Origin of the sequence: Parageobacillus thermantarcticus (genome assembly GCF_900111865.1) — a bacterium.
GTDB classification, from domain to species: Bacteria; Bacillota; Bacilli; order Bacillales; family Anoxybacillaceae; genus Parageobacillus; species Parageobacillus thermantarcticus.
In genome coordinates, this window is sequence record NZ_FOJS01000008.1 from 57520 (window position 1) to 73695 (window position 16176).

The window sequence follows — 16176 nt, forward strand, 5'->3', positions numbered from 1 at the left end:
GAAAAGAAAAAAGTCAAAAAAGCCCCCGCGTCAAGCGCAAGGGGCAAACAACGTTAAGCACGGGAAACGTATGTGCCGTCCGCTGTGTTGATAATGAGCGTATCGCCTTCGTTGACAAAGAAAGGAACTTGAACGACAAGGCCGGTTTCCAACTTCGCCGGCTTTGATCCGCCAGAAGCAGTATCGCCTTTAATGCCAGGCTCTGTTTCTACCACTTTTAATTCAACGGTGTTTGGAAGTTCAACGCCAATTGTCTCTCCTTGATACATCATAATATAAACTTCCATGTTTTCCTTCAAAAATTTTAATTCATATTCGATTTGCTGCGAAGAAAGTTCGATTTGCTCGTATGTTTCCATATCCATGAATACGTGTTGATCGCCGTTGGCGTATAAATATTGCATTTTGCGCGTATCGATTTGCGCGCGGTTTACTTTTTCGCCGGCGCGGAACGTTTTTTCTTGAATCGCGCCCGTGCGAAGGTTGCGAAGTTTTGAACGGACAAACGCCGCTCCTTTCCCAGGTTTGACGTGCTGGAATTCGATCACACGCCAAATATCGCCATCTACTTCAATCGTTAATCCTGTACGAAAATCGTTTACTGAAATCATCCGTTAAAATCCTCCCACACATGAGTTTATAAAATGATAAGTTCTTTTGGCGAATGAGTCAGCGCTTCATTACCGTTTTCGGTGACAACCGTATCATCTTCAATGCGCACGCCGCCAAGCCCCGCTATGTAAATGCCCGGCTCCACAGTGACGACCATGCCCGGCTCTAGCACGACATCGGAACGGGCAGATAGCGTCGGTCCTTCGTGAATCTCCAATCCAATTCCATGACCGGTCGAATGCCCAAAATAATCTCCGTAGCCTTTTTCCGCAATGTAATCACGCGTAAGCGCATCCGCTTCCTTTCCAGTCATTCCCGGCTTAATCCCTTCCATGCCGCGCAATTGCGCCTCAAGCACAATGTTATAAATCGTTTTCAACTCATCGCTAATTTCGCCAACCGCGACTGTTCTTGTAATGTCGGAACAATACCCTTTATAATACGCGCCAAAGTCAAGAGTGACGAGTTCCCCTTTTTCGATGACTTTATCGGTTGCCACTCCGTGCGGTAATGCGGAGCGATAACCAGATGCGACAATCGTATCAAACGAAGAAGAAGTCGCACCTTGTTTGCGCATAAAAAATTCTAACTCATTCGCGACTTCAATTTCTTTTACGCCTGGGCGGATAAAAGAAAGAATATGCTCAAACGCCGCATCCGCAATTGCCGCCGCTTCCTTTAATATCTTAATCTCTGATTCCGACTTAATCAAGCGTAACTTTTCAACAACGTGCGAAGTTGGGACGAGTTTAGCGCCAACCGCTTTTTCATATGATTTGAACATCGCGTAAGAAACATGTTCTTGCTCAAAGCCAAGCTTTTGAATGTTGAGGCGGGCAACTTGCTTTGCGACTTCTTCGACGATCGATCCCGTATGTTTAACAATTTCAAAGCCTTGCACTTGTTTGGACGCCTGTTCAACGTATCGGAAATCCGTAATAAATACCGCTTTGTCTTGGCTGATGACAGCAACGCCCGCTGTTCCTGTAAAACCAGTGATGTAGCGGCGGTTATACGGATTTGTTACAAGCATTCCGTCAATGTCATGTTCAGCAAACAACGCACGTAATTTTTCTAATTTTTTCATTATTTATCTCCTCTTCCCTTTATTTCTAGTAACGCTAAAATGGCTAGTCGGTACCCTGCTAGCCCAAATCCAACAATTTGCCCGGCAACAACCGGGGCGAGGACAGACTGATGGCGAAACGGCTCGCGCGCGTGAATATTGGAAATATGTACTTCCACCACTGGGACGCTAACGCTGGCGATCGCGTCGCGAATCGCATAGCTGTAATGGGTAAACGCACCGGCATTTAAAATGATTCCGTCATATTTTCCTTCCGCCTCGTGAATGCGGTCAATAATCGCCCCTTCATGATTGCTTTGAAAGCACGTTAACGCTGCGCCGCGCTCATTGGCAAACGATATTAACTCCTGTTCTAAGTGATGGAGCGTTGTGCTTCCGTAAATGTGCGGTTCCCGCTTGCCAAGAAGGTTCAAGTTCGGACCGTTAATGAGAAGAAGATGCGCCATGTTCATAACCCCTTCAATCAATCGAAAAAATATTTAAACATTCATTATTTTACCATAAAAGCGCACCGCCTCCCACTACTTATTTGCCTCCGGCGATTGCGTTTGCCTGTTCATTTCTTGCGTTTCAAATGAAATCGAATATCCGATGAAAACCCCATATAAAACGTATAAGCAAAGCGTCGTAATAATCGTATTCCGTTCTAACTGCGCAACGGCTTCCAAGTTCGGAAAAAGCGGATTTAACCCATAAAATACAGCAAGCCATAAAACAAAACCGTACAAAACTCCTGCCCACATTCCTTTTATTTGTCTTAATACAACATAATAAATAAGGGCAACTAATATAGATAATAATCCGATGAGAAAAATGGCGATGTAATTTCCAAGCTTTCCGTATTTCCAGTCACCCGCAACCCATGGAAGCAAAATCATATTTGGGCTGATTTCCGTAAAATGAAAAAAGTAGGCTAAATATCCTAATAGACTCCAAAACACTCCGCCGATAAATCCGATAATCATGACTTTCATTAGAAGAGACATCGGACGTTCCCTCTTATTTTGCTCAAATTGCGCCTGATTTTCCGCCATGTTGCTTTGCACCTCCCTGTTAGGTAGTAGTATGACCGATCATAAACTGAATATAACGATAAAAAGCGCAATATTATATGTGTAAACGTTGAAATTTTTGGAAACAATAATTACCGCACCAATCTAGAGGTTTCTAGACGATTCTTGTAGAATAAAATTAGATAAAGAAAAAATAGGTTGGTGTCAACAATGAAAAACGAAACAAAACCAATGTACGGCGGCCAGGCAGTGGTAGAAGGGGTTATGTTTGCCGGAAAAGCGCATTCTGTCACGGCGATTCGCCGCAAAGACCGTTCCATTGAATACTTTCGTTTGCCGCGCCAAACGAATCCGACGCTTGCGTTTCTCAAAAAAATTCCGTTTATTCGCGGAATTGTTGCGATGATCGAAGCGAGCGCAAACGGCGCAAAACATTTGCAGTTTGCCAGCGAGCGTTATGAACTGGATGAAAATGAAGAAGCTCCGCAAGAAACAAAAACGAAGCCGTCAAAACTTTCCCTCGTTCTTGGCGTCGCGGTTGTCGGCGTGCTGTCGTTTTTGTTCGCCAAAACGATTTTTACGCTCGTTCCCGTATTTTTAGCAGCATCTTTAAAACCGCTGTTTCCTACAAAAATGGCGCAAATTTTCGTAGAAGGAATATTTAAGCTCGTTTTGCTTCTAGCTTATATTTACTTTATTTCTTTAACCCCAATCATCAAACGCGTCTTTCAATATCATGGCGCGGAACACAAAGTGATCAACGCGTTTGAAGCGGGACTGCCGCTCACCGTAGAGAACGTCCAGCGCTCATCCCGGCTTCACTACCGCTGCGGCAGCAGCTTTATCTTATTTACTGTCATCGTCGGCGTATTTGTGTATATGTTTGTTCCAACAGATCCTCTTTGGTTAAGAGTAGTCAACCGGCTCGCTCTCATCCCGGTTGTGCTCGGTATTTCGTTTGAGGTGTTGCAGTTTACGAATAAATTGCGTGATATCCCTGTTTTGCGCTGGCTTGGCTACCCTGGTTTATGGTTGCAGCTTCTCACCACAAAAGAGCCGACCGATGACCAAGTCGAAGTGGCAATTGCTTCCTTTCAAGAGCTGCTCCGTTTAGAGGAAAACGTGGAAAGCGAAACAAAAGCAGTTCAGTAACGATATAAGGGGGTGGATTTATTGCGGCGCGGTTCCATTCATCCGCTTGTCGGGATTGCTCTTTTTTTCGGAGCGTTCGGTCTCGTATACACCATTTTTAAACAGCCGATCGTTCTGTTTCGAAACGTGATGTTCATCGTTCTTGTGATCGCGGCGATCTATGTGTTTTACCATTTCATTTACAAACGGCGTATCAATAAAGATCATACCGCTTATTTAAAAGCGGTTCGCCAATCGAAAAAACTCCATCCCCAAGCGGTTCGAAAACAAAAAGCAAAAAGCGCGGCTCCGAAAATGAAACGCCTGCCAAAAAAACGGACGACAACGACTCATTTAACCGTCATCGAAGGAAAAAAAGGCAAAAAAAAGAATCGAGCGTCTTTTTAGCTTGATTCTTTTATTTTTGCTGTGCGATTTCCATCGCATCATAGCAAATTTAAGGTCTAAAAATTGTATAAAAAACGTCAATCATCGAATAGAGAAAAAATTTTTGCACAATAATTAGGTGATGCAAGCGATCCAGCAAGCAATCAAGTTTTCACACTCCGCCTTTTTAATACGTCCATTTTTTTAAAAATTGTTCGGTTTTTTCTCTTCCGTATTGAATCAAGCGGTCTCTAGTTTCTGGAGTGAGGGAAAATTCGGTGAAAAAAACATTTTCGACAGGAAGAAACACAATATCTTTTTCGTGACGCCGGGAAATATAGCGGGCGTCGTGCGCTTCTTTCATAGCGCTAAAAAGCGCTTCAAACAATTGAATGGCATTGTTAATTTTTCGCTTTGGTCTTCCTGCGGGCTTCACACTTAACTGTATGCCAAGCACAGGTCTTTTTTTCACCCGTTTTTCCTCATCAAACAAAAAAAGCGGAAAATTGCTGAGCACGCCGCCATCTACGACGATGCATCCTCCTTCTTTCGTCTGCAATTTTACTGGTTCAAAAAAATACGGGATGCTAATGCTCATTCGCACCGCCTTTGCCACGGAAAACGCCGCCGGATTCATTCCGTATTGCGGCAAATCATCGGGCAAAATAAGCATTCTTCCGTTCGTGACATCTGACGCAACGATAGATAAACTTTCCTTCGGCAAATCGCCAAACGTTTTGACTCCGCGCGCCGCCAACGCCTCCTTTACCCACTGTTCAAACGCATCTCCTTTATAAAGCCCCATCCGCCAATAAATACGCAACCATTTCCATAGCGGAAACGGAAAAAGGCATTTTCGCTCATCAAGAAAATGCTTGAGTTCCAATTCGTCAAGCAAATCGATCATTTCCTTGCTTGTATATCCGGCAGCAATCAACGCGGCAACGAGCGATCCCGCACTCGTCCCGGCAAGCCGCCTCCAGCGGAGCCCTTTTGCTTCAATTGCCGCATATGCGCCAATAAGGGCAAAACCTTTGATCCCACCGCCGGAAAATACGATGTCAATGTCCATACCTCCTCCCCCTTACTTGCCGTTTGTATATATGTAAGAGGGAAAAGCGCGATTTAGTACACCGTTAACAAATTCAGTAAAAAATATGGATGAAGCTTGAAACTTTGTGTAAAAAGGCACAATGTGGATATATTTTTTCAGAAAGCTAAATTGGCTGACTGGAAGTGGATTTTACACAACATTGAAGCTTGAACGATTGGTGAGAGGGTGTCCCTCTTTTCCGTTCGTCACTCGCTCTCATCCCCATAGCGGAAAACTAGGAAGGAGCCCGTTCGCATTTATATAAAAATAAAAAAGAGTAAGACTTGCCTTACTCTTCTGCTTGTTCGTTCCGTTTTTGAATGTTGCGAAGCATCTCAATGCGCTTTGGATCCTCTTGGAAATATTGCACTAAATCGCCGATGCGGTCAATCGCGTTCCAACTTAAATGATGTTCAATTCCTTCGACGTCATGATAAATATTTTCCTCATCGACGCCGATAATGCGCATAAATTGTTCTAGCAATTCATGGCGGTATACAAGCCTTTTGCCGATTTTTTTCCCTTTCGCTGTCAACACTAAACCGCGATATTTTTCGTAGACTAAATATTCGTCCTTGTCCAATTTTTGCACCATTTTCGTCACAGAGGAGGGATGTACGGACAATGCCTCAGCAATATCGGACACTCGGGCATATCCTTTCTCTTCGATTAAAATATAAATTTGTTCGATATAATCTTCCATGCTTGGTGTTGGCAATTTTTGTCCCCCTCCCGTAAAGCCGTTGTAAAGAAAAAAATAACAATCAGTATCATTATATCATGAGAATTTGAAATGGCAAGAATTACGTAAAATATTGCACCACCGCTCCCGGAAAAAATTCGACGATATAGCGGCGCATTGTCATCTCGAGCCGTTTTGCGTCGTCATCCGGATACACGTATTTGCCGATTCCGTATCGTCCCCATTTATACTTGCGTTTGCTTTCGTCAAGATCAAGCTTTGTTTTTGGATAACGTTTTTGTATCACTTTTTTTGCCGGCTTTGTGAATCGGTGTTGAATCAGTTCAAATGTCAAATTCGACAGATCCATTCCTTCTAGCCGCTCGTACAGCTGTTCAAACAGTTCGAAATACCCTTCTTCCCAGCCTTCATGCATATAAATCGGCGCGACAACAAACCCAAGCGGATATCCTGCGTTCGCCACTTTTCTTGCCGCTTCCAATCGCGCATCAAACGAAGATGTTCCCGGTTCAAAATTTTTAATGACATAACGGGAATTGACGCTGAAACGAAAACGCGTTTTTCCGTTATGTTTCGCATCAAGCAAATGATCGACATGCTCATATTTCGTGACAAAACGCAAACGTCCATATTCGGTCGCACCAATAAACTCGATCGCTTTTTTAAGAGAATGGGTCAAATGGTCAATGCCGACAATATCGGACGTACACGCCGCCTCAAAGCGGGTAATTTGCGGCGCACGCTCGTCAATATATTTTTCCGCCTGCGCAAAAATATCGTCCAAATTGACATAGACGCGAATATAAGGCTTGCTTCCTAAAGTTGTTTGCAAATAGCAATAATGGCAATGCCCCATGCAGCCGGTTGCCAGCGGAATCGCATACTCCGCTGATGGCTTCGATGTGTCAAATTTCAAAGTTCTCCTTACCCCGACGACAAGCGTCGATTTCGCGTTGCGGTACCGCTGCAGCTCATTGTCCCCCGGAATGCCGCGCACTTGATTGTGCGACGTCGTTTCACGAATGTCAATGTTCATTTTTTCAAATTTCTCTTTCAATTCTTTTCCTAACGGATATGAAAGCGCCTCTGGCTCAAAATAGACAAGCTGTGGAATAAACGGTTTCACTATCCATCCACCTCATTTCCGTTCATATTTACAGTTAGTATGAACGGAAACGGGAAAAACATTGCTTTCGCTATTATCTCCCTAAAAATTGGAGCGAGCAATTATTTCTCGTTCCCCCGAAAAGTTGATCGATAATGTGCAAAAATTTCACTTGTCTTTCATTTTTACCCAATTAAAGAAGAAATCTTTCACCCGTTGTCGAATAAATGGAACCTAGAAAAGGCTCCCCTCCATAAAGTATCCCTAGATCTTCCATCGGTGGCGATCGGCGCGCAACACCGCCCCACAAATTTGCAAATAGCAGTGAAAGATAAATGAAGGACATTTCGAAAATATATAAATCAACTGTACAGTTGTCGTTTCCGATGAGGGCGTTGACATGCCAGAGACGTTTTGCGCGATTCGGCTTATCCAATCGCGCCAAAATGATCCGGCGCAATCAACCGCTTTGCTGAACCGTTTTTTCCTCGCCTCTTTTTAAAGAAATTCCCCTTTTCCCATTATCCATCATGACATTCCATTCCGGCAATGGTACAATGGAGTCAATAGAAAGGAGGGACACAAAATGGCGCAAGAATTAATCGAATTGTTTCGTTCCGTTTTAAAAGAAGAGCTGCAGCCGGTTCATGAGCAACTCGCTCGTCTCGAAGAGGGACAACAGCGGCTCGAAGAAAATCAACTTCGCTTGGAAGAGCGACAGCAACGATTAGAAGAACGACAGCAACGATTAGAAGAACGGCAACAACGATTGGAAGAGCGACAACAACGATTGGAAGAACGACAACAACGATTAGAAGAGCAACAGCAGCGGTTAGAAGAGCGGCAACAACGCTGGGAAGAAAAACTAGACAATTTCATCATTGAAACAAGAAGCCATTTCAAAAAAATCGAAAAAGAATTGGCCGATCACCGCCGGATGTTTGAACTGCTTTCCAATGACTGGAGAAGCGCAAAAATCGATATTGAGTATTTAAGCGCAAAAACCGGAAAACATGATATGGAAATTCATCAAATAAAGAAGCGGCTCGAATTGCAGCAACTATAAACATATGCCCGCAAGCGAAAAAAGCGCGTGCTGACGGAGCGGACACGATTACACGCACCTTCGTTGGAAAAAACCGCTTATTATCGTTTGCGAATGTGAAAGTTATCCTTTAACAGCGCCCAATTTGCCGGATAAGGATAACCGAGCACCCAATAGCTAATTCCTCTTAATTGATATTCTTTCGCCAATTCAAACTTTGCCTGGGCGCTGCGGGCATCCTCGAACCACATTTCATGCGTCCGCCCTTGGCTGTCGACATAGCGATAAAACGGGGAAGCCGCATTTCGATCGTATTGAATCTCCGCTCCATAGTGGACCGCACGTTCTACTGCTTCCTGCGGGCTGAATGTTTCCGCCTCTTGACCTTGCACATGCGGAAGAACCCAGTCGCGCGCGTAAATTTGAAACCCCATAAAAATTTTGTTTCTTGGTATTGCGTTGACCGCGTAATCGAGCACTTGCCGCTCGGCGATTTGCGCCAGTGTTTCTCCGCGCTGCACCGTGTGTGTCCTTGGCGGAATAAGAAGAACCGTTCCCGGGTAAATGACGGAAGGACTGCTGATTCGGTTGGCCTGAACAATCGCCTCCAACGAAACACCGTATCGCCTAGCGATCGTCCATAATGTTTCTCCCAGACGAACGGTATGATAGCGATACGGAACCGGAATGACGAGCGCCTTCCCGATCGTGAGGCGATTAGCATCTTTCAGCTCATTGGCCGCGATAATCCGCTCAATCGGCACCCTATAGCGCTTGGCAATCTCCCATAGGTTTTCTCCTCCCTGCACAATATGGATCAACATTGTTCTCCACCCCTAAGTTAATAATGGCGCCTCATACTACTATATTTCTGTCACACCGCTTTTATGAATGAAAAAAGCTGGCACAGTCAAAACGACTAAGCCAGCTTTCCGTTTTATCCCTTTCTCCTGCTTACAGTCCGCATTTTAACTGCGCGCCGCAATTTGTGCATGTGTTGCAGCCGCCGATTTCTTCGACCGTGCCTTCGCGACAAATTGGGCAAATATTGCCCACTTCGGAACCGATCGTTACGTCCGTTGCCCGCAAGTCTTGAATCGTGTCGACGAGAACAACGGCGCGTTTCGTTTCTTTATCCTCTTTTTCTTCTGGAAGCAGTTCAAGCTGCTCTTCGAATGTGTTTTCTTCCGCTTTCAGCGTCAATACTTGCGCATCTCGGCTTCCGTCTACATAAACCGTTCCGCCTTTTGCGCCACCTCTCCATAAACGTTCGTACACCTTTTGCACTTGTTCGACCGTATATCCTTTCGGCGCGTTGACCGTTTTTGACAGGCTGGAGTCAACCCAGCGCTGAATGATGCATTGCACATCGGCATGCGCTTCCGGCGATAGGTCCATCGCAGTGACAAACCAGTGCGGCAAGTTGTTCGGGTCCGCTTCCGGATGTTTATCCAAATATTCTTGAACGATATCGGCTTTCACTTCAATAAATTTGCCGAGGCGGCCGCTCCGATAGTATGAGAACGAGAAATACGGCTCAAGGCCAGTCGACACACCGACCATCGTTCCAGTTGATCCCGTCGGTGCAACCGTAAGCAAATGCGAATTGCGAATGCCGTATTTTAAAATATCTTGGCGAATATCTTCCGGCATCCGTTTCATATAGCCGGTGTTAATAAACGCTTCCCGCAGTTTTCGCGTTTCTTCTTCCGTTTTTCCGACAAGGAATGGGAAGCTGCCTTTTTCTTTCGCCAATTCGATGGAAGCGCGGTACGCAGTCGTCGCAATCGTTTTAAACAATTCATCGACAAGTTTGTTTCCTTCTTCGGAACCGTACTCTTTTTCGCAATAAATAAGCAGATCCGCCAACCCCATGACGCCAAGGCCGATGCGTCGCTCCCCGAGCGCTTGTTTTTTGTTTTCTTCCAAGAAATATGGCGTTGCATCAATGACGTTATCTTGCATTCTGACGCCGATTTCAACAGTACGTTTTAATTTTTCATAGTCAACGACTTTCTTTTCTTTATCGACCATATTCGCCAAGTTAATGGCTGCTAGGTTGCAGACGGAATATGGTGCGAGAGGTTGTTCCAGTTATGTTACCCTAGGGGCTTTTTATCCCCTAGTTCTAACGGTTCATTTCCCGTTAGCTCAGCATACATCTTCATTGCACACGCTTTTCATTAAGCGTGTGCAATGCTGCGGCCTCGTGGGTGGATTATATTCTGCTTTCGCAGGTTCACCACCTATGCGTTGCCCCTGACTGAGTTTTTAGGCTCAGCCTTCGGTTCGGGTTAGCATCTCAGCCTCCCCGCTTAATTCCGCAGTTTTTTACGTGAGGCGATTATTCACCACACGGGTTGGTTGCAACCACTTTTTGGCCGTACGCTCGGGCGTTCGTCATTTCGTTGGCGTTGTCGATGAAGAAAATGCCTGGTTCCGCGGAGTACGTCGCGCAAATGTTAATCAGCTTCCAAAGCTCGCGGGCACGAATTTTGCGGTATACACGCACGCGGTATCCCATTTTCTCCCATTCACGCACATCGCCGACTTCGTGCCATTTTTCATTGTAAATCCGCATTTCTTCTTCGGAATACGTTTCGACATCCGGGAAGCGCAGTTCGTACTCTTCATCTTTTTCGACTGCTTCCATAAATTCTTTTGTCAGGCAGACGGAAATGTTCGCACCCGTCAAAAAGTCCGGGTTATGTACCGTGTATGTGCCGCCTGTCCGCAATTTTTCTTCGGCTTCTTTAATAATTTCTTCGCTGAAGCCGCCGTGACCCGGAACGTTTTTGAAGTTGACAATGGCTTGGTACATTGCGCGCTCCCGTTCGGTAAGCGGCGTGAATTTCAACTTATCTTGCGCCGCTTTTTTAATTCCTTCGTCTTCCATGTTTTCGATTAAGTAGCGTAAAATGCGCGGGTTTTGCATTTTTGAGACGATGAACTCGATAATGTCCGGATGCCAGTCTGCCAGCATGATCATTTGCGCGCCCCTCCGCGAACCCCCTTGTTCCACTAGATGTGTGAGCTTCGCAATGTCATCAAGCCAGGAGACCGATCCGGACGATTTTCCGTTCACCCCGCGCGCTAACGTATTGCGCGGACGCAATGTCGAACCGTTCGTGCCGACGCCGCCGCCGCGGCTCATAATTTCCATCACTTGTTTGCGATGCTCGGAAATGCCTTCGCGTGAATCTTTTATATATGGCATGACATAGCAGTTAAAATACGTCACATCTTTTCCGGATCCCGCTCCATACAATACGCGTCCTGCCGGAACGAAGTTCAAGCTAACAAGCTCTTGATAAAACTTTTCAAACCATTCTTTTCGTTTTTCTTCTGTTTTTTCGACAGCTGCCAAGCCTGTCGCATTTCGTTTCGCGATTTGCTCGTAAAAAATTTCGAGCGGTTTGTCGATAATATCAAGAGAACGGACGACAATTCCCGTCTCTGCTTCCTCGCCTTCAAGCACGTGCCGATATTCTTCCTCAACGAGCACTTTCGCTTTTTTCGTTTCCCAATCGATATCGACGATAAAGCCAAGCCCGCGCGCTGGAAACTTCGGATCTTCTTTAATCGTCAATACGACAAAATCACCGACTCCCAGCGTCAATTTTTCCGTATCTTTAAATGAGTAGCGATCTAACATCACTAAACGAGAAACGCCTTTATGCGTAATTTTCATGTCCGCCGTAATCGGATGCACTTGCGGAAAAAGGCGGATATCCTCGTTCAGTTTTTCGATATTAATTTTCATTTTTTCCGAAGACGCGACCGTCATTCTCTAATCTCTCCTCTTAATATTTTTGTATTCATCATTTTTCTGTCTGCATGTCCTGTCTTTTTTACCTTACCATATCAGCCACAAAAAAACAATATATAGTATGATTTTTATTACGATCATACTATATATTGTGTTTAGATCAAAATATTTTATTTTGTCAAATAAAAAACGGCAAAAAAAGAGAAAAATGCAAAAATCCCATCTTTTTTACTAGGGCGCCAATCCCATCAACGCCGGAAATTCCACTCATCGCTTTCATATTTCGTCCGCGCCAATTCGTTGACATACTCGATTTCTTCTTGCGATAACGTATACGGTTCTAAAACGATGCCAAGTCCTTTTTCAAATCCTTTATAAAACGCCTCTTTCGCTTCTTCGATCGTAATCTTGCGGTCGGTCAATTCGTTAATCGCGACCGCCTTGTTTTTAAAATTGCGCTGCAGGCGCTCTTTCACCCGTTCGTTTGGATATTTGAACAGACTGAAAAGCAACTCTTCATCTAAGTCAAGCAAAATCGAGCCGTGCTGCAAAATCACTCCTTTTTGCCGCGTTTGCGCGCTCCCCGCGATTTTGCGGCCTTCGACGACGAGCTCATACCATGACGGCGCATCAAAACAGACGGCAGATCTCGGGCTTCTTAAATCCGCTTTTTCCTCTTCTGTTCTTGGCACGGCAAAATAAGCGTTTAGTCCAAGAAAACGAAATCCTTCTAAAATTCCTTGCGAAATCACTCGGTACGCTTCCGTCACCGTTTTCGGCATGTTGGGATGCTCTTCGGAAACGATGACACTATACGTCAGCTCTTTATCATGAAGAACACCGCGCCCTCCTGTCGGTCGTCTCACAAATCCAAGGCCGTGCCGTTTTACCGCTTCTAAATCAACTTCTTTTTCCACTTTTTGAAAATATCCGATTGATAGTGTCGGCGGATTCCAGCCATAAAAGCGAATCGTTGGCGGAATTTTTCCTTCGCTATGCCAGTCTAAAAGCGCCTCATCCATCGCCATATTAAACGAAGGAGAACAGTATCCAGAGTCGATAAAACGCCAAACTTCTTTCGCCATCTTTCAACCCTTCTTTGTTTAAAGTTTGCGTCTACTAGTTTAACAAACAATCCGAATCATGGAAAGAAAAACGCTATAAAAACAACGAGTTGGCCTTGTACTCTGGAAAATATTTTGCTTATCAAAAGCAACGCTTATATAATAGAAGTTGGCGAATGAACGGAAAGGGGGCATCATTTGTGAAAATATTGCTTATTATTCTCGGCGCGATCATCATCTATTCCGTCGTCACCTATCTCATGCAGCGGAAAATCGTAAAAGCATTAACGGAAGAAGAATTCCGTGCCGGTTACCGAAAAGCGCAATTAATCGATGTTCGCGAGCCCGATGAATTTGCGGCTGGACACATTTTAGGAGCGCGCAATATTCCGTTAACTCAATTGCGAATGCGCATGAAAGAAATACGAAATGACCAGCCGATTTATTTATATTGCCAAAATGGACTGCGTAGCGGGCGCGCTGCGCAAATGTTATATCGAAAAGGCTATCGCAATTTGTATCATTTAAAAGGCGGCTTTAAAAAGTGGACGGGGAAAGTGAAGAAAAAAGCTTAATGATGACAGTTAGAAAGGATAGATGAGAGCTTGTGGACTGCTTTCATCTATCTTTTTTCTCGTTGCCATAAAAGAAAACAGTAGGTACCGCTTTACTTTCTACCAAAGTGAAGAACTTATTATGCAAAATAATAAGGTGCCCTAAAAAACTTTTAGGACACCCGATTAAACTGCTACGAAATGACTTCTAACTCCGAAGGCATCACTACTTTTTCTAATACGGAAGCCACGGCACCAATTGCACAACTTTTTTCCAATAACTGCGATGGAATAATGAACGGACCGTTCCCATTTTTCACTAAAATTCTTTTTTCGACTTCGTCCCGTGCCGGCTCCAGCACCCATTTACCCGCCTTGCCAATCGTACTGCCGACAATAACGGCTTCCGGGTTATACGAATAAATGATATGTAAAATGCCAATCCCCAGGTAGCGGCCGACCTCCGCCAATATTTGCGCCATTTGCTTGTCACCACGTTCGGCCAATGTACGCACTTTTTCCACAGAAAATTCTTCTAGCATGGAATGATAATTTTCTTGTTCGAGCCGGCGTTGGATATACTTTTCTGATGCGTACATCTCCCAACATCCGTTATTGCCGCAGCTGCAGCGAACGCCGTGAATGTCAATGACATGATGACCGATTTCGCCGGCAATGCCATCGACCCCACGGTATAACTGGTTGTGAATGATGATCCCGGCGCCGATCCCGATTCCCGCGCTGATATACACAAAATTCGCAAACTCTTTGCCGGCGCCAAACCATTTCTCGCCAAGCGCCGCCAGTTTGGCTTCATTTTCAATAATAATCGGATAACTTGGCCATTGTTTTTGAAGAATGGAAGCAAGAGCAACATGATCCCAATGAAGGTTTGGTGCAAATACGACAATTCCTTCCTCTGTATTCACAATTCCCGGAACGCCAATACCGATGCCCATTATTCCATACGGAGTAGTCGGCGCCTGATGAATGGCTTCGTGAATCATCGCAATCATTTTTTCAATGATTGTTTCCTGCTTTTCATCAGTGCGGAAATGGCACATCCTTTCCCAAATGATCTCGGCGTTTAAGTCAGTTAACACAGCATAAATGTAGTTGACCCCTAACTCTATGCCGATTAATGAGCCAGCCGCTTCGTTAAAGCGGAGCATGAGCGGCCGGCGTCCGCCAGTGGAAACACCAACTCCGCTTTCGCTGACAAAATGTTCGGAAATTAATTCATCGACTAACGCTGATACCGTCGCCTTGTTTAAACCAGTGATTTTGGCGATCTCCGCCCGCGAAATATTATTTTTTTCGCGAATCAGCTTTAATACGATCTGTTTATTGATTTTTTTGACAAGCCCTATATTTCCTGTTCGCACCATATACGCTCATTCCTTTTCTGCAACATTTTTTCGTATGCCGCGCGAATAGGCGGATGAACCTCTGACCGATATCCATCGACAGCGACTATATGAAAACAGTTTATTTCGTGAGCCATGACATATGCAAACGCACGAAGCAACTCTTCGGCGTTTACTTTTTCCTATGATCCGCCGATCGCCTACGGCCAAAACGAATTCCACTCCCTATTCAATCGGTGCTACCCAGTCTTTTATTCCTCTATGATGCGCAAAAATAAAAACGAATCACTGTTTCTATTTTAATCACATTAGTTTATATACTAAACTAACATAATTTTTATGTCAATAAAAAGAAGACATCTCTTTTGCATTTTTGCAGAGAAAGGAACTTGTCCATTCAGATATGAACATTGCTTCTCGAAACAAGTCCGTATTATCCTGTAGTCATTAGTCTAAAAGATATACTTCATCGCCAACATGAATCTCTCCCGTCTGGATAACAGAAGCATAAACGCCAAAATAGTTATTTCGATGTTGAACAACCGTTTTTAATAGTGAAGGATCCTTTTCTCCTGTTTCCGGTTCAACGGTAATAATCATGCATCTCTCGCAATGTCTTCTTAGCAGAATTTCTACCTCTTGACCAATCTTCAGCCGGCGGCCAAACCATGTTTCCTCAATAAAAGGAATTTTATGAATTAATGACAGCAATAAGTTTGGGCGAAACCGCCGATAATCCACCTGTTTTTCCCATATTTCTGCCAACTTTTGCACAGAAGCATCCGTTACGAGTTGAATATGTTCTTCTTCAATTGCACCAAGAGGAACGTAATCAGGAGTATAGCGAATGAGGGAAACTTTCCGATTTGCTTTTGTTTCGACTTCTTCTGTCAGTTCTTTATCACCCCATTGATAGTATGTTCCGTCTGGAGCAATGATTTCTACAGATGGATATTCCTCTAAACTTTCTTCACCGATAAATTTCGCGCGATACTGGGTCATTTCCGGAAATTGCGTAATCGTTAAAAACTTTCCTGGCCTTGTTTCGTCCAAAAATGCGTGGCTTCGATCGCCGTACAGCCCGTAATTCATCACTCTCGTTTTTTGCACACTTTCTCCTTGAAATGATTTTACAGGATAACGCATGATTTCCTGTATGTAGCCGATAAGCATCTTTTCACTTCCTTTACGATTTTTTTGTCTATCCAAAACAAGCGATCCACTCCGAGCGGAATGAATCGCCTGT

At 44.4% G+C, this 16176-nt stretch carries 15 protein-coding genes and 2 pseudogenes; 4 read left to right on the top strand and 13 right to left on the bottom strand.

The window, feature by feature from the left end; genetic code table 11:
• Window positions 1-53: 53 nt before the first annotated feature.
• The 4 genes from efp to BM278_RS06670 all read right to left on the bottom strand — a co-directional run bounded on the left by efp (window position 54) and on the right by BM278_RS06670 (window position 2733).
• Window positions 54-611, bottom strand: a complete 558-nt coding sequence (efp, locus tag BM278_RS06655) for an elongation factor P (RefSeq protein WP_003249231.1) — start codon at window positions 609-611, stop codon at window positions 54-56.
• Window positions 612-637: 26 nt separating this feature from the next.
• Window positions 638-1699: a M24 family metallopeptidase gene (locus tag BM278_RS06660; RefSeq protein WP_090948578.1), complete on the bottom strand. Its 1062-nt coding sequence runs from the start codon at window positions 1697-1699 to the stop codon at window positions 638-640.
• Window positions 1699-2145: a type II 3-dehydroquinate dehydratase gene (aroQ, locus tag BM278_RS06665; protein WP_090948579.1), complete on the bottom strand. Its 447-nt coding sequence runs from the start codon at window positions 2143-2145 to the stop codon at window positions 1699-1701. Before aroQ ends, BM278_RS06660 begins: the two co-directional genes overlap by 1 nt.
• Window positions 2146-2220: 75 nt before the next feature.
• Window positions 2221-2733, bottom strand: a complete 513-nt coding sequence (locus BM278_RS06670; RefSeq protein WP_090948580.1) for a YqhR family membrane protein — start codon at window positions 2731-2733, stop codon at window positions 2221-2223.
• 189 nt (window positions 2734-2922) lie between these two features.
• Between BM278_RS06670 and BM278_RS06675 the strand changes: the two genes are divergently transcribed.
• A complete protein-coding gene (locus BM278_RS06675) occupies window positions 2923-3864 on the top strand; it encodes a DUF1385 domain-containing protein (protein ID WP_090948581.1) in 942 nt (313 codons plus the stop codon).
• A gap of 21 nt (window positions 3865-3885) precedes the next feature.
• Window positions 3886-4251 carry an SA1362 family protein gene (locus tag BM278_RS06680; RefSeq protein ID WP_090948582.1) on the top strand — a complete coding sequence of 122 codons (366 nt, stop codon included), beginning with the start codon at window positions 3886-3888 and terminating at the stop codon, window positions 4249-4251.
• A gap of 166 nt (window positions 4252-4417) precedes the next feature.
• On the opposite strand, the gene BM278_RS06685 is transcribed toward BM278_RS06680, so the two are convergent.
• The 3 genes from BM278_RS06685 to splB all read right to left on the bottom strand — a co-directional run bounded on the left by BM278_RS06685 (window position 4418) and on the right by splB (window position 7152).
• A complete protein-coding gene (locus tag BM278_RS06685) occupies window positions 4418-5302 on the bottom strand; it encodes a patatin-like phospholipase family protein (RefSeq protein ID WP_090948583.1) in 885 nt (294 codons plus the stop codon).
• Window positions 5303-5612: 310 nt separating this feature from the next.
• Entirely contained in the window at window positions 5613-6041 is a 429-nt protein-coding gene (gene mntR / locus BM278_RS06690; protein WP_064549916.1) for a transcriptional regulator MntR, read from the bottom strand.
• A gap of 85 nt (window positions 6042-6126) precedes the next feature.
• Window positions 6127-7152, bottom strand: coding sequence for a spore photoproduct lyase (splB, locus tag BM278_RS06695; protein WP_090948584.1), 1026 nt, complete (start codon window positions 7150-7152; stop codon window positions 6127-6129).
• Window positions 7153-7717: 565 nt separating this feature from the next.
• Here splB and BM278_RS06705 point away from each other — a divergent pair.
• Complete coding sequence (locus BM278_RS06705) at window positions 7718-8197, top strand: hypothetical protein (protein WP_090948586.1); 480 nt, start codon at window positions 7718-7720, stop codon at window positions 8195-8197.
• A gap of 80 nt (window positions 8198-8277) precedes the next feature.
• Here the strand turns inward: BM278_RS06705 and BM278_RS06710 are convergent, their stop codons facing one another.
• From BM278_RS06710 to BM278_RS06725, 4 genes and pseudogenes are all read right to left on the bottom strand, one after another.
• Window positions 8278-9000 (bottom strand): LysM peptidoglycan-binding domain-containing protein, encoded by a 723-nt coding sequence (locus BM278_RS06710; RefSeq protein ID WP_090948587.1) that lies wholly within the window; start codon window positions 8998-9000, stop codon window positions 8278-8280.
• A gap of 130 nt (window positions 9001-9130) precedes the next feature.
• Window positions 9131-10267 (bottom strand): annotated as a pseudogene (locus BM278_RS06715) (vitamin B12-dependent ribonucleotide reductase); the annotation flags it as partial.
• A gap of 262 nt (window positions 10268-10529) precedes the next feature.
• Window positions 10530-11963: pseudogene (locus BM278_RS06720) on the bottom strand (vitamin B12-dependent ribonucleotide reductase); the annotation flags it as partial.
• A gap of 230 nt (window positions 11964-12193) precedes the next feature.
• A complete protein-coding gene (locus BM278_RS06725; protein ID WP_090948590.1) occupies window positions 12194-13030 on the bottom strand; it encodes a lipoate--protein ligase family protein in 837 nt (278 codons plus the stop codon).
• A gap of 179 nt (window positions 13031-13209) precedes the next feature.
• Here BM278_RS06725 and BM278_RS06730 point away from each other — a divergent pair, with 179 nt between their 5' ends.
• Window positions 13210-13584 carry a rhodanese-like domain-containing protein gene (locus tag BM278_RS06730; protein WP_090948591.1) on the top strand — a complete coding sequence of 125 codons (375 nt, stop codon included), beginning with the start codon at window positions 13210-13212 and terminating at the stop codon, window positions 13582-13584.
• Between the two features lie 173 nt (window positions 13585-13757).
• Here the strand turns inward: BM278_RS06730 and BM278_RS06735 are convergent, their stop codons facing one another.
• Together BM278_RS06735 and BM278_RS06740 are read right to left on the bottom strand one after the other, a co-directional pair.
• Window positions 13758-14951 (bottom strand): ROK family transcriptional regulator, encoded by a 1194-nt coding sequence (locus BM278_RS06735; protein ID WP_090948592.1) that lies wholly within the window; start codon window positions 14949-14951, stop codon window positions 13758-13760.
• 426 nt (window positions 14952-15377) lie between these two features.
• The gene (locus BM278_RS06740) at window positions 15378-16103 is read right to left on the bottom strand and encodes an MOSC domain-containing protein (RefSeq protein ID WP_090948593.1); all 726 of its coding nucleotides are present in this window, start codon (window positions 16101-16103) and stop codon (window positions 15378-15380) included.
• Window positions 16104-16176 lie beyond the last annotated feature (73 nt).

Bases quoted from the DNA above. Each gene is read 5' to 3' on its own strand.
- BM278_RS06675 (WP_090948581.1), top strand. From the start codon at position 2,923: ATGAAAAACGAAACAAAACCAATGTACGGCGGCCAGGCAGTGGTAGAA.
- BM278_RS06705 (WP_090948586.1), top strand. From the start codon at position 7,718: ATGGCGCAAGAATTAATCGAATTGTTTCGTTCCGTTTTAAAAGAAGAG.
- BM278_RS06735 (WP_090948592.1), bottom strand. From the start codon at position 14,951: ATGGTGCGAACAGGAAATATAGGGCTTGTCAAAAAAATCAATAAACAG.
- BM278_RS06660 (WP_090948578.1), bottom strand. From the start codon at position 1,699: ATGAAAAAATTAGAAAAATTACGTGCGTTGTTTGCTGAACATGACATT.
- BM278_RS06685 (WP_090948583.1), bottom strand. From the start codon at position 5,302: ATGGACATTGACATCGTATTTTCCGGCGGTGGGATCAAAGGTTTTGCC.
- BM278_RS06670 (WP_090948580.1), bottom strand. From the start codon at position 2,733: ATGGCGGAAAATCAGGCGCAATTTGAGCAAAATAAGAGGGAACGTCCG.
- BM278_RS06710 (WP_090948587.1), bottom strand. From the start codon at position 9,000: ATGTTGATCCATATTGTGCAGGGAGGAGAAAACCTATGGGAGATTGCC.
- BM278_RS06725 (WP_090948590.1), bottom strand. From the start codon at position 13,030: ATGGCGAAAGAAGTTTGGCGTTTTATCGACTCTGGATACTGTTCTCCT.
- BM278_RS06740 (WP_090948593.1), bottom strand. From the start codon at position 16,103: ATGCTTATCGGCTACATACAGGAAATCATGCGTTATCCTGTAAAATCA.
- efp (WP_003249231.1), bottom strand. From the start codon at position 611: ATGATTTCAGTAAACGATTTTCGTACAGGATTAACGATTGAAGTAGAT.
- aroQ (WP_090948579.1), bottom strand. From the start codon at position 2,145: ATGGCGCATCTTCTTCTCATTAACGGTCCGAACTTGAACCTTCTTGGC.